The sequence below is a fragment of the Streptomyces sp. NPDC002698 genome, from assembly GCF_042888945.1.
Classification (GTDB): domain Bacteria; phylum Actinomycetota; class Actinomycetes; order Streptomycetales; family Streptomycetaceae; genus Streptomyces.
Window position 1 is genome coordinate 126,908 of record NZ_JBIAQM010000002.1, and the last position, 14,232, is coordinate 141,139.

The 14,232-nt window shown below is 70.1% G+C and carries 12 protein-coding genes; 5 read left to right on the forward strand and 7 right to left on the reverse strand.

Features of this window, described 5'->3' with window-relative positions; all coding sequences use genetic code 11:
* Window positions 1-83 precede the first annotated feature (83 nt).
* The gene (locus ACFYW9_RS02895; protein WP_389143847.1) at window positions 84-548 is read left to right on the forward strand and encodes a hypothetical protein; all 465 of its coding nucleotides are present in this window, start codon (window positions 84-86) and stop codon (window positions 546-548) included.
* A gap of 236 nt (window positions 549-784) precedes the next feature.
* On the opposite strand, the gene ACFYW9_RS02900 is transcribed toward ACFYW9_RS02895, so the two are convergent.
* The 4 genes from ACFYW9_RS02900 to ACFYW9_RS02915 all read right to left on the reverse strand — a co-directional run bounded on the left by ACFYW9_RS02900 (window position 785) and on the right by ACFYW9_RS02915 (window position 6,582).
* A complete protein-coding gene (locus tag ACFYW9_RS02900) occupies window positions 785-2,710 on the reverse strand; it encodes a glycoside hydrolase family 5 protein (RefSeq protein WP_389143850.1) in 1,926 nt (641 codons plus the stop codon).
* Between the two features lie 537 nt (window positions 2,711-3,247).
* Complete coding sequence (locus ACFYW9_RS02905) at window positions 3,248-4,798, reverse strand: peptidoglycan-binding protein (RefSeq protein ID WP_389143853.1); 1,551 nt, start codon at window positions 4,796-4,798, stop codon at window positions 3,248-3,250.
* Window positions 4,799-5,810: 1,012 nt separating this feature from the next.
* Complete coding sequence (locus tag ACFYW9_RS02910; RefSeq protein ID WP_389143856.1) at window positions 5,811-6,170, reverse strand: hypothetical protein; 360 nt, start codon at window positions 6,168-6,170, stop codon at window positions 5,811-5,813.
* Between the two features lie 100 nt (window positions 6,171-6,270).
* On the reverse strand, window positions 6,271-6,582 hold the full coding sequence (locus tag ACFYW9_RS02915) for a WhiB family transcriptional regulator (protein ID WP_326783670.1): 312 nt from the start codon (window positions 6,580-6,582) through the stop codon (window positions 6,271-6,273).
* 253 nt (window positions 6,583-6,835) lie between these two features.
* Between ACFYW9_RS02915 and ACFYW9_RS02920 the strand changes: the two genes are divergently transcribed.
* Window positions 6,836-7,201: a nuclear transport factor 2 family protein gene (locus tag ACFYW9_RS02920; RefSeq protein WP_389143860.1), complete on the forward strand. Its 366-nt coding sequence runs from the start codon at window positions 6,836-6,838 to the stop codon at window positions 7,199-7,201.
* Window positions 7,202-7,801: 600 nt separating this feature from the next.
* Here ACFYW9_RS02920 and msrA read toward each other — a convergent pair.
* Window positions 7,802-8,314: a peptide-methionine (S)-S-oxide reductase MsrA gene (msrA, locus tag ACFYW9_RS02925; RefSeq protein ID WP_351864515.1), complete on the reverse strand. Its 513-nt coding sequence runs from the start codon at window positions 8,312-8,314 to the stop codon at window positions 7,802-7,804.
* 322 nt (window positions 8,315-8,636) lie between these two features.
* Between msrA and ACFYW9_RS02930 the strand changes: the two genes are divergently transcribed.
* Both ACFYW9_RS02930 and ACFYW9_RS02935 read left to right on the forward strand, forming a co-directional pair.
* Window positions 8,637-9,605 carry an MHYT domain-containing protein gene (locus ACFYW9_RS02930; RefSeq protein WP_389143865.1) on the forward strand — a complete coding sequence of 323 codons (969 nt, stop codon included), beginning with the start codon at window positions 8,637-8,639 and terminating at the stop codon, window positions 9,603-9,605.
* Between the two features lie 257 nt (window positions 9,606-9,862).
* Window positions 9,863-10,678 carry an alpha/beta fold hydrolase gene (locus ACFYW9_RS02935; protein WP_389143868.1) on the forward strand — a complete coding sequence of 272 codons (816 nt, stop codon included), beginning with the start codon at window positions 9,863-9,865 and terminating at the stop codon, window positions 10,676-10,678.
* A gap of 131 nt (window positions 10,679-10,809) precedes the next feature.
* On the opposite strand, the gene ACFYW9_RS02940 is transcribed toward ACFYW9_RS02935, so the two are convergent.
* Window positions 10,810-11,418 (reverse strand): ATP-binding protein, encoded by a 609-nt coding sequence (locus ACFYW9_RS02940; RefSeq protein ID WP_389143871.1) that lies wholly within the window; start codon window positions 11,416-11,418, stop codon window positions 10,810-10,812.
* A 235-nt stretch (window positions 11,419-11,653) separates the two neighbouring features.
* Here ACFYW9_RS02940 and ACFYW9_RS02945 point away from each other — a divergent pair, with 235 nt between their 5' ends.
* Window positions 11,654-12,250, forward strand: coding sequence for a TetR/AcrR family transcriptional regulator (locus ACFYW9_RS02945; RefSeq protein ID WP_389143874.1), 597 nt, complete (start codon window positions 11,654-11,656; stop codon window positions 12,248-12,250).
* 75 nt (window positions 12,251-12,325) lie between these two features.
* Here the strand turns inward: ACFYW9_RS02945 and ACFYW9_RS02950 are convergent, their stop codons facing one another.
* Window positions 12,326-13,984: a sigma-70 family RNA polymerase sigma factor gene (locus ACFYW9_RS02950; RefSeq protein ID WP_389143877.1), complete on the reverse strand. Its 1,659-nt coding sequence runs from the start codon at window positions 13,982-13,984 to the stop codon at window positions 12,326-12,328.
* Window positions 13,985-14,232: the final 248 nt, after the last annotated feature.

Genomic DNA, 14,232 nt, shown 5'->3' on the forward strand with positions numbered 1-14,232 from the left:
CCGGGTCGGTGGGCGTTGCAGCCGGTTGAGCGCCGGCGCCGGCCGAGGCGGACTGGAACGGCTATGTACCGGAGCCGTGTCTGTTGGCACCGGAAGCCATCACCGAGTATCCCAACAGCCTTGATCTGAGCCCGGAGATGCGGCTGACGGTGGAGGACTGGAGCAGATGGCAGGCAGCCGGCGTCGGCGTGGACAGCTCGTACGCGGACTGTCCGGCGGAGTTCTACAACGGCAATCTGGCTGACGCTCCCGGCTGGAAGGTCGGCGGCTGGCCTCCGTGGGGCCGCACCGACCCGTACCGCCGATACTGCACTGTCTGCGACGCCCGGATGGCCCCGCTGCTGACCATCGCCTCCTTCGAATGGGACGGTGGTGAGAAACGCGGCTGGGCGCCGTACGAAGACCGAGCCGCCGCCTACGCCGCCGGTCATCGCGTCGGCCAGTCCCCCGCGCAGCCGACGAAGGTGGAAGTGGGCAGCACCGACAACATGCAGCTATACGTCCGCCCGGCCTCCCCCGAGCATCCGCACACCGACCTGATCCAATGAACTGTCGGGCCTGTCACACACCCTCCCGTGGTGCGGTCCGCCCTGCGGAGGCGGCGCGCGGGGACTCGCGGAAACGTGACGGGAGGCATCGCCGGGACCCGGCCGGCCCGTGCGTATGGGCTCGGTCCGTCGGGTCCCGGCGGTTCCGGGACCGCCGTACGTCCGTCACGGCCCGGCGCGGCTCCGGAGCCGTTCGCCCCGGTCCGCGCACCGCGTCGACGGCGGCCGGGTCGTGATCAGTTCAGTTTGCGGCAGAGCAGTGCGGCCGGGCCCTGGGCGGCGCCGAAGCGGGTCGTGTAGGCGATTCCGGCGGCGTACTCGTCATCGGCGCACTGGCCCTTGTAGTCGCCGTTCGCGAAGTCCCCTCCGGCCGCGCCGGCGGGCCGGTTGTCGGAGCGGTCGAACCACACGGTTCGCCCGGTTCCCGCCAGCGACGTGCCGGCCGGAACGCACAGGGCGGCGGAGGTGCGGCCACCACGGCGGCTGTAGCCGATGAGGAAGTTCCCCGCGGGGCACTGCAACTTGGTGTACCCGGAGGCCCAGTCTCCGCCCGCGGGAACATGGCGCTCGTCGGTGACGACCGTCTGGGTGCCGGCCGCGGAGCGGAGGTCACCGGTGGAGACGTCGGTGCACAGCGCGCGGACACCGCTGTGGCCGAGTCCGATCAGCCGTTCGCCGTCGGGGCACGTGGCCTTGGACGCACCCGAGTTCCAGTCGCCTCCCGCGCGCACCCGAAGCGACTGCACATGGTCGCCGTGATCAGTGGCGAGCATCTGCCAGCTGGGGACCGCGGCGACGGACCCGGTGCGGGTCGGGGCGGTCATGAGCCGGTTCCACGCGGTGCCGCGCCAGTCGGACCGGTCGAGGACGCCGTACCGGTTGCCCGAGGTGTCGTAGCGCAGCAGGGACCAGTCGTCGTGGCCTTCCCAGCTGACCAGCGGCCAGTAGGCGAAATCGACGTCGTGGTCGGCGAAGTAGTCGGTGATGTTGCCGAACCAGGTCCGGGCTGCCGCGCCGGTCTCGCCCGCGCCGATGCCGAACTCGCTGATCCACACAGGGGCGGTGAAGTGCTGGTTCGCTTCGGAGGAGACGAAGAAGGCCTGGTCGCCCAGGACTTGGTAGAGCTGGTCGCGGGTGAGGTCCTGGTAGCGGGCGTCGTGGGTTTCGCCGATTCCGGTAGCCCCGCTGTGGTTGGGGCCGGTGTATCCGTAGAAGTGGGCCGAGTACACCAGCTTGTGCGAGGCGACGAGGGTGTGCGAGAGGTTGCGTACGGGGCTGAGGGTGGGACGGCCGTGCGGCAGTCCGTCGACCGGCAGACCGGTCCAGTTGATCCCCTCGATGACGACGAGGAGGTTGGCGTTGGCCTCGGAGAGGACGCGGTCCGCGGCGAGCTGGGCGGCCGCGTACCAGTCGTGGGCGTCACCCAGGCCCCAGTTGGGGTCGTCCAGTACGTCACGGCGTACTTCGTTGTAGAGGTCGGCGCCCACCACGCGTGGGTCACCGGCGTAACGGCGGGCCATGAAGACCCAGTCGTCCGCCCACCGCTGGGTGGACTGACTGCTGTTCCAGCGCTCGTTGCCGTCGACTCCGCAGCACCAACGCGAGGTGTTGGTGTGGTTGTTGAGGATGACGGCGAACCCGCTCCGGGTGAGGGCGGCGACCACGGCGTCGTAGACCTGGAGGGGTGTTCTGCCGCGCAGCTCCGGGTTGGCCGTGACGGCCGCGTCCGGCACCGGGGTCGTCGAGTGGATCATCTCGTTGGAGAAGGGCAGCCGGATGCTGTTGATGCCCAGCCGGTGGAAGTCGTCGAGCAGTTGGGGCAGCGACGCGCGGTCCAGGCCGAGGGGGATGCCGTAGGAGTTCTGGCCCGCGTGGTGGTTGGCCGGGTCGTCGACACTGCCGCTGCCCGTCCAGGAGCCCTGCGCGCCGTCCCAGTTCGCCGACTTCAGCCGGAAACGGTTGCCGTCGGCGTCCACGATGTACCGTCCGCGGGTGGAGAGCGGCGCTCGCCACGTCTCGGCGTCCGCCGGAGCGTCGGCGGAGGTCACCCGCGCGCGGTCCGCGGGATCCGAGGTGGCGGCGATCGCCCCGGGAGCCGTGGCCAGCAGCAGGAGGGCTGCTGCCGCTAATGTCAGGTACTTGCCAATTCTGAGGGTGGGCATCGGACCTCTGTGAGGGGTGTCGGTACGCGGACGTGGATGTCTGTGCCCACCGGTGCCCGAGGAGGGACGCCGGTCGCCGGGTTCCGGCGTGAGGGGGCGAGTCGGGCTCATGTCCGGGTCGGCGGCTCCCGGTCTGCGGAAGTCCGGATGCCGCCGCCGCGGACGAATCACGGTGCCGTGCTCTGAACGGGGTGGACCCTGGCGCTCATGACCGGTGCGACGGCTACGTCACGGGCGCTTCACCCTTCCCGCTGACCACAGGTACGGACCTGAGCCTAGCGGGGGAGCCGACCCCGGGCGACAGTTCCGGTCAGTCATGACAACCGGCGCAAGGGGCTCGCTCCCCGGTCCGGGACGCGGCCCGCCGGGCCTGGACCGCACCCCGCTCACCGGCGCGGCTCGGCGGTCCGGCTCGGTCCGTCGGCTCGGCTCGGCTCGGTGATTCATGCGGAGCCTCCCGAACGGCGCTCCCTCACCGGAACCGGCCATGAACCGTCCTGTGAGGAAAGGTGGTTCATGGCTCGTCCCGTCGGCCGGTCAGCGGACGCGGATGAACATGACGTCGTATCCGCTGTTCGTGCTGCGCGTCTTGACGTAGACGCCGTCCGACCCGCCGTTGGGGTTGCCGGTGTTGCCTTCGACGGTGGTGAAACCGGACCCGCCGCTCACCGTTCGCACGATGCCTATGTGCTCCTGCCCACCGGTGTAGTTGTCGCCCCCGTTCCAGTCGAAGGCCACGATGTCGCCCGGCTGCGGGTTCGTGGTGACCGAGAGGTGGTAGTTGCCGGCCCGCGCCTGCTTGACCCAGCCCGAGACGTAGCTGTTGCGGTAGGAACTGGCCCCGGTCTGCTTGGCCACCCAGCTCACGAAGGTCGCGCACCAGGCGTAGTTGCTGGTGGACAGCGAGAGGCCCACGGCCGATCCGTAGCTGTTCGCCCGAGCGCTGCCCTCGACCGTCCCCACCTCGGCGGCGGCCACACCGAGGATCTTGCTGTACCCGCCGCCGGACGGGGGCGAGGAGGGCGGGGTGACAGCACCGTACAGAGCGGCCTTGGTGTTCGGACCGACCTGCCCGTCGACCGACAGACCCTTCTCGGCCTGGAAGTCCCGCACCGCGCTGTCGGTCAACGGTCCGAAGTCGCCGTCGACGGCGAGATCGGCTCCGTGGTGGTTGAGCAGGCTCTGCAACTCTGTCACACAGCCGCCGCGCTGGCCCTTCACGATGTTGCCCGGGCACGAGCCGGAGTTCAGGTTGACCGGGGCCGGTGCGCCGCTGCCGCCGCCCGTGCTGATGTTCGCGTACAGAGCGGCCTTGGTGTTCGGACCGACCTCCCCGTCGACGGAGAGACCCGCCGAGGACTGGTACGACTTCACGGCAGCCAGGGTCAGGGGCCCGAACTCGCCGTCCACGTCCAGGTGTTGCCCCTTGCCGTTGAGCAGGGCCTGAAGCGTCGCGACACAACCGCCGCTCTGCCCCTCCACGATGTTCGAGGGGCAGGAGCCCGATCTCAGGTCCAGCGCGGTGGACGGCGACTCGTCGGTGTCGTAGAGCTCGCGCTTGGTGTTCGTTCCGACCTGGCCGTCGACGGAAAGACCGTGCGCGGACTGGAAACCGCGGACCGCGCCGGCCGTCGCCGGCCCGAAGTCGCCGTCCACGTCGATCGAGTAGCCGAAGTGGCGGAGCAACCGCTGCAGTTCGGTGACGCAGCCCCCTTTGTCGCCCTGGACGATGTTCGCCGGGCACGAGGAGGACCTGAGATTGATCGGTGCCGGGGACGAGCCACCGGTCGCGTACAGCTTGGACTTGGTCTGGGGGCCGACCTGTCCGTCCACGGCGATCGCGGTGGAGGCCTGGTACTCGCGCACCGCGTAGAGGGTGTTGGCCCCGAAGATGCCGTCCACCAGCAGCCCGGCCCCGTGGGCGTTGAGCAGGTTCTGCAACTCCGTGACGCAGCCGCTCGCCTGGCCCTTCTGGATCACGCCGGGGCAGGACGAGGAAGTCAGCTTGATCGCCGCGGGTGCCGCCGAGGCCGGACCGGCGCCGAGCAGGGTGCCGGCCGAGAGGAGCGCCGTGGTGGCGGCGAACACGACGGTCCTGACTCGCCAGCCAGGTCTCGCGCTCGTGGCGCCCCGGTGCCGGATGGATGTTCTGCCGTCGGGTGCACGCAATGGACTCGTCTTCATGGCTGCGAAACTTCTCCTTCGCCGGATACGCGGATGGCCGTCGGAGATCGTCCGAGCCGAAACCGCACACTGTCGTGATGTGTCGTTCATGGAAGGGGTCGCCCGCCCGGCAGACACCCACCTCGGGGCCTGCAGCCGGTAAAGGGAGGAGAAATGGCACTTTGGCCGGGTCGGCACACTTGTGGACCAACATCCCTGCACGGCACCGGAGTTGAGGTTCTCGAAAGTCATGATCGGGCTGTCATTCCGCGCACGACGGTGACAGTTCACACCGCCGCGCACAATGTCAGGTCACACAACTGGCTTGATTCAACCGATCCGAGTGGCCGGAAAAAATGCACGCGTGACGGCCTTTGAATATTTGGCCCTTTTCAGCGGTCTGCCTCGTTGCGGTGTTTCCGGCCTCATTTTGTGCGGGCCAAGCGAAAGGTGACGATCGCGGCGTGTGCGGGTGAGGATCGCGGCGTGGGAGACGGCCAGGATCGCGGCACAGGGGCTGCGAGGGCGCGCGGGACGAGAGGCTGCGAGGGCACGCAGGACGGGAGGAACAGCGGGACAGGATCCCGTGTCGGCTTCGCAGCGAGGCCCTCTTGGTCCCGCGTTCCGGTTCGGGTCAGGCATCCCAGGCGCGAGGGTGGTTCAGCGCTTCCCGTTCGGGGCGGAGAAGCGCGAACACCGCGAGCCCAACAGACGCGGCGCGCCAGGCGAGTCGCCTCTCCGGCCCCGCGTCGCGCTCGTCGTCCATGGCCCCCGCGCCCTCGATCATGATCAGATGCCACGGATGTCTCCGGCCCGGAGCCAGTGGATTCCGGCGGGTGGGCCGTTCGGGACTTCGCCGCGCCTCTACGAGTTCGCTCACCGTCCGCAGCCGGCTGCCATACGAACGGTGAACCGAAACGGCATAAGCAATTCCCGCTCAGCGGACGTCGATGATCTCGGTGAGCCTCGTCGCGGGGCGGTCGAATATCCCTGTCAGCACGTTTTGCTGTCGATCTGTCAGAGAAGTGACGAAGACGACCAGGTCGGCATCGGTTTCTTCACAGAGCGCGGCGACTTCACGGACTTTCCCGGAACTCAGCAGCGTGCGCGAGGAATACGGCAGGTTCATCTTCCGGACCCCGCCGTCCGAGACACCACGCCGTTGCGTGATCCGCCCGACGACCCGGGCACCGCGCGCCGTCAGTTCCGCCGCCGCGGCATCCATGAGCGCGACGAAGTTCTTCTCCTTGGCGGAGAATTGGCCGACGAGCACGACATCGGCGCCGGTCACGCCCACGGGCACGACCCGGCGCCCGGCGGACCCCGCTCCCCCGTGACGAGCGGGGCGCCGGGCGCGCCCTCGGAACCGATACATGCGCCCGAGGGTAAGGCCGTGATCAGCTCGCCGTCTGTGCGACAGCCGTGGTGTCCTGCGAGCGTTCGTGCTCCACTCGGGCCGTTTCCAGGAGATTCAGCCAGGAAGTGACCGTAGGCCGGCGGCGCAACAGGGCACGACGCTCCCGCTCGGTCATGCCGCCCCAGACGCCGTGCTCGATGCGCTGGTCCAGCGCATAGGCGAGGCATTCGGTGAGCACGGGGCAGCCGATGCACAGCATTTTGGCCCGGTTCTGCGCCGCCCCCTCGACGAACAGGTCGTCAGGATCGGCCGTACGGCACAATCCTCGATCACTCCAGTCGGTGCTCGTCATCTCGTGATGCCGTCCTCTCCCCTGGCCCCCGCCTGCAAGTTGCCCGCCTGCCCTGGGCAACAGGCATATGACACTACGCCTTTCGAGGGCCGCAACTCTATCTGCCGTACGGCACCACACCATCGAGTGAGCCCAGCTTGCCTCCCGCTCACGTGGGCGCTATGGAGGTGCCTCGACGGTTCACGGTCCGGATCAGCGCCTCCGGAGCGGTACGGCCGTCTTTCGCCCTTCCTCGCGATGGAAAGCAGGAGTCATGTCCGAGAACAAGCGGACCGTCGAGGCCTACTTGAACGGTTTCCGGAAGAACGATCACGAACAGATTCTGAGCTGCCTCACCGATGACATCGAGTGGACGGTTTTCGGCGGTTTCCATCTGACCGGCAAGGAGGCGTACGACGCCGCGATCGAGGGTCCCGGCTTCGTCCCGCCTCCCCGGCTGGAGGTCGTGCGCATGGTCGAGGAGGACGACGTGGTCATGGCCGAGCTCACCGGAACGGTGATGCGGGAAACGGGAGAGCCGATGCGCATGTCGATGGCCGAGGTGTTCCGCATGCGCGACGGGAAGATCTGCGAACGCCGCGCCTGGGTGATCGAGCTCAAACGCAACGAATACGTCTGAACGGCAGGGGCGGTTCGGGGCCGGCCCGCACCGCCGGGCGGTTCGCGTTCAGCCCGCGCGGAGCTTCGCGGCCGCCTTGTTCGTACGCGACACGGGCGCCGTCCCGATCCGTGTGACGGTGCCCCCGGGCCACCCGCCGTCAGGCAATGACACAGGGCCTCCACGTCGCGGCACAGCGCGTGAGCGGCGAGGTCGCCGGACCGGTCGTCGCCGCGGCCACCGCGAGCTCGGCAGGTCCGGCCGGGGCTGTCGCCACCGTGTCCGGGTGCGAGGGGGCCACCCGCGTCCAGAGCGGCGCGGACACCGCCACGCCGAGCGGCGCCGGATCGATGTCGACGTCGGACGACAGCGCGCCGACGCGGGCCCGGGGCAGCCGTCGCGACCGGCACCACCGCAAGATCGCATCCGCAACGGACCCGCCCAGGACACCGGCCCGCGGCCCAGGCACCCCCGTGCGACCGCAGGCGGCCCGCGCGGCCTCGTCGGGACCGCCCTAAGCGTCGAACCGCCCGCGGCCTCGTGACACCGGCCCGGGGCCCGCGCCGGCCGCGCGGGCCGTCACAGGCCCCGCTCGGGACCGCGCGGGCCGTCAGGCACCGCTCAGGATTCCGCGCGCCTCGGCAGCCGCCAGTTCGGACGGACGAAGTGGCAGGTGTAGCCGTCGGGGTAGCGCTGGAGGTAGTCCTGGTGCTCCGGCTCCGCCTCCCAGAACGGACCGGCCGGCGCGACCTCGGTCACGACCTTCCCCGGCCACAGCCCGGAAGCGTCGACATCCGCGATGGTCTCCTCGGCGACCCGCTTCTGCTCGTCGTCGACGTAGAAGATGGCGGACCGGTAGCTGAGACCGATGTCGTTGCCCTGCCGGTTCTTCGTCGACGGGTCGTGGATCTGGAAGAAGTACTCCAGGATCGTCCGGTAGTCGGTCTTCGTGGGATCGAAGGTGATCTCGATCGCCTCGGCATGCGTTCCATGGTTGCGATACGTCGCATTGGCCACGTCGCCGCCGCTGTATCCCACCCGCGTGTCCAGAACACCCGGGAACGTCCTGATCAGATCCTGCACGCCCCAGAAACAGCCACCGGCCAGCAGCGCCTTCTCCTCGTTCCGGCTCATCGCACGCACCCCTTCTTCCTAGTCCTCGTCGGACCCGCACAGGCGCGCTCTCACGCGCCGTCGGCGGTCCGTCCGCCCCGCCTCACAACGACACGGCATCGCACTGCACAAGGCCGAAAGGGCCGGTCGAAATTCCCGGCCGGGCACCTGGGACGTGACAAAGGTCCGGGCACCTCGGGGCCCGCGTGTGCGAGTGAACGCGGGAGATCGATAACGATCCTGCAAGTTTCAATCAGCATCGGCTCAAGAATTTGCTATCGCTACCGGAAAAAGGGCTCAATGTCCTTCGCATGTCAGCGGTACAGAGTTAGTTAGGGAGCGGATGAACGGCACGATCGACGGCTTCAGCTACGGGCTGATCACACCGGTGGCCGCCTACGTCATGGCCTGTGTGGGCTCGGCGTTGGGGCTGCGCTGTGTGGTGCGCACGGTGCACCACGAGCCCGGCTGGAGGCTCGGCTGGCTCGCCCTCGGGGCCAGCGCCCTTGGCTGCGGCATCTGGACGATGCACTTCATCGCCATGACGGGCTTCTCCGTGGCGGAGACGCCCGTCACCTACGACGTCCCGCTGACCCTGCTCAGTCTCGCCGTGGCGATCGTGGTGGTCTCCGCGGGCGTCTTCATCGTCGGGCATCGCGGTGCCACACGGGCGGCCCTCACCGTGGGCGGCTCCATCACCGGTCTCGGCGTCGCGACCATGCACTACCTCGGCATGTTCGCGATGCAGCTCAACGGAGAGCTCAGCTACAACGCGTTCACCGTGACCCTGTCCGTGATCATCGCCCTCGTGGCGGCGATCGCCGCGCTGTGGGCCGCCGTCTCCGTACAGGGCTTCGTCCGCACGCTCGGCGCCAGCCTCGTCATGGGCCTGGCCGTCACCGGCATGCACTACACGGGCATGGCCGCCGTGAACGTCCATCTCCACAACAGCATCGATACGGCCCCGACCATCAGCGGCCAGGAGGGCTCCTCGCTCCTGCTGCCGATGCTCCTGGGCCCGATCATCTTCCTCATCCTCGCCACGGCCGTCGTCATGTTCGACCCGGTCCTGATCCTCGGCGACGACGGTCGGGACAAGCCGGCCAAGAAGCGCTCCAAGGTCGTCGCACAAGGAAAGGCCATGCCGGTGCAGGTGTCGGGCATGGCGGACGCTCCGGCGCCGATGGCCCACAGCGCCCCGCAGGCCGGTCACTGGTCGTCGGCACCGCCCCAGTGGCCCGCCGAGGAGCACGCCCAGTACGGCGGCACGGACGCCGGTGCCCCCTACGGAGCCCGGCACGAGGCGGAGTAACCCCCTCCCCGTGCATCTCGATGGCCCGGCCGACGCGATCGACCTCGCGCTCGTGCCGGGCCATCGGCGTCCGTGCCGAACGGCTTCGGCACGGGACACGCCCGGCCACGCGGAGCGAGAGCGGCATCCGTACCCGGCAGGCGCCCGGACGTGCCGGGCGAGAGCAACATCCGTACCCGGTAAGCACGGTGACAGGCGGTGACCCGCTTCGGCCATCGCGATGATCTTGTGGCCGGACAGGCCCTAGGGTGCCTGGCATGACCTCCATAGCCTTGCGCGGTACGACGATCCACTACGACGACACCGGCTCCCCGGCCGGGCTGCCCGTCCTGCTGATCCACGGGCACCCCTTCGACCGGACCCTGTGGGCCCCTCAGGCCGAGGCGCTCGTCGCGGCCGGGCACCGGGTCATCACCCCGGATCTGCGCGGCTACGGCGCCAGCGGGGTGGAGACCGGCCCCGTGTATCTCTCCGACTTCGCCGACGACCTCGCCGCGCTCCTGGACCACCTGGACATCGACCGGGCGGTCGTGGGCGGTGTCTCGATGGGCGGGCAGATCGCCCTGGAAATGCAGCGCGTCCACACCCACCGCGTCCGCGCGCTCGTCCTGTCGGACACCTCCGCCCCGGCCGAGACGGACGAGGGCAAGGCCTTCCGCAATCGGCTGGCCGACCGCCTCCTGACGGAGGGGATGAACGGCTACGCGGACGAGGTCATCGGCAAGATGCTCGCCGACTACAACGTCACCGCGCTGCCCCACGTCGCCGAGCACGTCCTGGGCATGATGCGCGCCACCGATCCCCGCGGTGCCGCGGCGGCCCTGCGCGGCCGGGCCGAGCGCCCCGACTACCGGGACACGCTCGCGGCCGTGCAGTCCCCCGTACTGATCGTCGTCGGCGCCGACGACGTCTACACCCCGGTCGCCGACGCCGAGGCCATCCGCGCTCTCGTCCCGCACGCGCTCCTGACCGTCATCGAGGGCGCCGGCCACCTTCCCGGCGCGGAACAGCCCGGACGGTTCAACGCCGCGCTCCTCGGCTTCCTGGCCACTCAGGTGATCACCGTCGCCTGAGCGGTCCGGCCGGTGCGGCCGGCCGGCTTTCAGCGCCCTTCCCCGGAAGCGGGAACACCGGGGCCGGACGGTCGCTGCCCGCCGCCTGGCCGACAGGGCGGGCGCGATCGCCGCCGAGGGCTCGGCAGGTGCTACGACGGGGTCTGTGCGGGTACTTCGAACCACATGGTCTTGCCGGTGGGTGTGCAGGTGCTGCCCCAGCTCTCGGCGAGCAGGTCGAGCAGTTCGGTACCGCGACCGCCCTCCGCGTCGGCGTCGACCTCGCGCCGTACGGGACATTCGGGCTCCGTGTCCTCGACCTCGCACAGCAGGCGGTCGCCGCGCAGGCACAGGTTGAGCCGCAGGGGGCCGCGCGTATGGCACAGAGCGTTGGTGACCAGCTCGCTGACCAGGAGCTCCGCGGTGTCGGCCACGTCCTCCAGATTCCACTCGTCCAGTTGTGCCGTCACCAGACGGCGGGCCCGACGGGCCGAGGTCAGTTCCCGCGACAGGGGCCAGGAGGCCTCCCAGGGGGTGACCCGGGCGCGGGGCGCGTCGAACGGACGGATGGGTTGCAGCGCACGCGACCAAAGGGCCCGGTTCCGGGCCAGCCACGAGGTGGGTGCGGCTTCCGCGGATGCCTCCTTCTGCTGATCACGTGTCGTGGCGTCCTCGCGCTCCGATCCCTCGGGCCGGCGGTAGAGCCGGGCGAAGCGCCCCCGGCGAGGTGTCGCCAGGAGGTCGATGGCCCCAGGGGCCATGGGAATCAGTCCCTTCTGCACTGCCGGCGACCACACCGCCCGAGCGGCACGGACCCGTCGACGACCGGTCCGGACATTGTCAGGTCACGCGTTCACGTAACGCCCGTCACGATAACAAATATGCATGTAGCGCTCGCTACGGTAAAAATCCTTTCCAAGAGTACTGACCGGAACATATGGAATGTGTCTGGTGTCACACGAGCACGCAGAGACACCGCGGCCGCCGGGAGCCCTCATGCCACGACCCTCCGACCAGGCCAAACGACGCGAGCTGACCGACCGGGTCCGCGCGTACCTGGTGCGCAACGGCCTCGCCGGACTCTCCCTGCGCCCGCTCGCCCGAGCCCTGGGCACCAGCGACCGCATGCTCCTGTACTACTTCGGGACCAAGGAGGGCATGGTCGCCGAGGCGCTCGCCCTGGACGAGAGGCGACCGCTCCTGCGGGCCAGGGAGATGCTCGCCTCCGAGGAGTCCCCGCGGGACCCGGCGGGCCTCCGCCGTTTCATGGAGGAGATCTGGCGGCGGTTCGACGCCCCCGACCTGCGCCCCGCCCTCCCCCTCTACCTCGAGATCATGACCGCCAGCCTGATCGACCCCGACCGGTACGGGCCCGTCCTGAGTGACGTGCTGACCGAGTGGACGGAGCTGTTCACCGCCGTCTTCCAGGACCTCGGCATGCCGCGGGCCCGAGCCCGGACGGAGGCCGCCCTGCTGGTCGACGCGACCTTCGGCCTGGTCGTCGCCGCCCAGGCCGAGGGCGGCCGGGAGCCGGCGGACGCGGCCTTCCGCGCGCTCCTCGACCGCCTCGAACCCGGCTGGCACGTCACCTGAGGCGCGTTCGGTCCCGAGGCGGGTCAGGCAGGGCCACGCCCGGGGAGCCTCCCGCCCGGGAAGGAGCTCCGGCCGTCACAGCTTCGCCCCGAAGTCCTGTGTCCACCAGGGACCGCCCGACCCCTTGTGCACGCCCACCCCGATGTTCTTGAACGAACAGTTGAGAATGTTCGCGCGGTGTCCCGGGCTGTTCATCCACGAGTCCATCACCGCCGAAGGGGTCTGCTGACCCGCGGCTATGTTCTCGCCGTACGTGGACCAGCGGTAGCCCGCGGCGGTGATGCGCTCACCGGGGTCGGCGCCGTCGGGGTTGGTGTGTTCGAAGAAGTCGCGTGCGGCCATGTCCTCGGAGTGGACCTGGGCCGCGTCCTCCAGCTGCGGGTCCTCGGTGAGCGGTCCGCAGCCGGCGGCCGCCCGCTCCTTGTTCACCAGCGCGACCACCTGGGCCACGGTGGCCGTCGGCGCCGACTGCGCCTGCGCCACGCCGGACGCCCTCCGGGTCGGCGCGGCCGAGGAGGAGGCGGCCGACTTGCTCGGCTCGGCGGGGCGGGGTGTCCGGGAGGCCTTCGCCTTCGCCTTCTTCGACGCGGACGCCGACGGCGAGGCCGATGCCGATGCCGTGGCGCTTGCCGACGGCGAGGCGGAGGCGTCCGGCGCGGAGAGGTCCCTGACGGGGTCGCCCGCGGTCCGCGAGGGGGCCGCCTCGTCGGTTCGTGCTCCGGGCCCTGTCTCCACGTACCAGAAACCGCCGCCCGCCACGCAGACCGCCACGAGGGCGCCGCCCAGCGCCCGGCGCCGTACGCGTCGGCGCCGGCGAGCCTCACCGCGCGAGGCCGTTCTTCCGCCGGAAGCCCGGTGCCCGGCGGCCCCCGACGAGCCCGCTTCCCCGTGCCCCGCGGCGGCCGGGGCCTGTGACGCCGAGCCCGTGGCGGCCATCCCGCCAAAAGCGTCGTACAGCGCGGCCGTCAGCCCCGGCGACACGGCGATCAGCGCCAGACCGGCCAGCAGTCCCTCCGCGGGCATCAGTCCGCTCCACAGGCCGGAGCAGCGGACACAGTCGCGGGCGTGCCGGGCGATGCGCTTGCGCCACAATGCCGAGGGCCGGCCGTCCCAGGAGGCGAGGACACCCCGCAGCTCCTCGCACGGCGGGCGGGCGCCGAGGGCCCGTACCACCACACGAGCGGTTTCCAACTGCGCCTTCATACGCTGTACTTGGACCGCCGCGTGCTGAGGCGACACCTCCAGCGCCTCGGCCACCTCGGCCCGGGTCACCTCACCGGCGCATTCCAGCCACCACAGCGAGAGCACGCCCCGGTCGTCGGGTTCGAGCCAGCGGGTCGCCAGCGCGGTCTCCCGCCGCTGGCCGGAGAGCTGGAGCCGCATCAGGGTCAGGTCCACGAAGTCGGCGCCGGGGTCGGCGAGTTCCTCCGCCTCCTCCACACCGTCCGGGGCGAGCTGCCGGTCCCGCCAGTGCGCCCGGACCTGGTTCATCGCGATCGCCACGAGCCAGGAGCGGAAGCTCTCCGGCGTACGCAGGCCGTCCAGGCCGTCGAGGGCCCGGAGCATGGTGTTCTGCACGACGTCGTCGACGTCGACGGAGCCGTTCAGCGCGCGCCCGACGATGTTGTAGACCAAGGGGAGATAGGCGCTGACCAGGGCGTCCTGAGCCGCCAAGTCGCCTGCCCGGGCGGCAGTCACCAGTGCCGCCGGCTCCACCGCGTGCTGTCTCCTCATGAAAGCTTTCCTGTCCTCGACTCCGAACGATGCTGCCGTTGCCTGGGAGACCGCCCGCGGAACCTCGAATAACAGTTCTTCGGAGACTCGTTGCGCAGATGCTTCCCACACCGGGACGCCGATGGCAAGGAAGAGGGAAGAAGGTCACATCGAAGGGCGGAGGGATTCCGCGGACGACCGGGCCGCCGCGAGGACACCGAGGACCGTGTGACCAGGACCCCGGTCATCTGACACCTGTCACCCGTCGC

What these genes read in the sequence shown, in the direction of transcription:
- ACFYW9_RS02900 (WP_389143850.1), bottom strand. Translation starts at nt 2,710, where the DNA reads ATGCCCACCCTCAGAATTGGCAAGTACCTGACATTAGCGGCAGCAGCC.
- ACFYW9_RS02915 (WP_326783670.1), bottom strand. Translation starts at nt 6,582, where the DNA reads ATGACGAGCACCGACTGGAGTGATCGAGGATTGTGCCGTACGGCCGAT.
- ACFYW9_RS02920 (WP_389143860.1), top strand. Translation starts at nt 6,836, where the DNA reads ATGTCCGAGAACAAGCGGACCGTCGAGGCCTACTTGAACGGTTTCCGG.
- msrA (WP_351864515.1), bottom strand. Translation starts at nt 8,314, where the DNA reads ATGAGCCGGAACGAGGAGAAGGCGCTGCTGGCCGGTGGCTGTTTCTGG.
- ACFYW9_RS02930 (WP_389143865.1), top strand. Translation starts at nt 8,637, where the DNA reads ATGAACGGCACGATCGACGGCTTCAGCTACGGGCTGATCACACCGGTG.
- ACFYW9_RS02935 (WP_389143868.1), top strand. Translation starts at nt 9,863, where the DNA reads ATGACCTCCATAGCCTTGCGCGGTACGACGATCCACTACGACGACACC.
- ACFYW9_RS02940 (WP_389143871.1), bottom strand. Translation starts at nt 11,418, where the DNA reads ATGGCCCCTGGGGCCATCGACCTCCTGGCGACACCTCGCCGGGGGCGC.
- ACFYW9_RS02945 (WP_389143874.1), top strand. Translation starts at nt 11,654, where the DNA reads ATGCCACGACCCTCCGACCAGGCCAAACGACGCGAGCTGACCGACCGG.
- ACFYW9_RS02950 (WP_389143877.1), bottom strand. Translation starts at nt 13,984, where the DNA reads ATGAGGAGACAGCACGCGGTGGAGCCGGCGGCACTGGTGACTGCCGCC.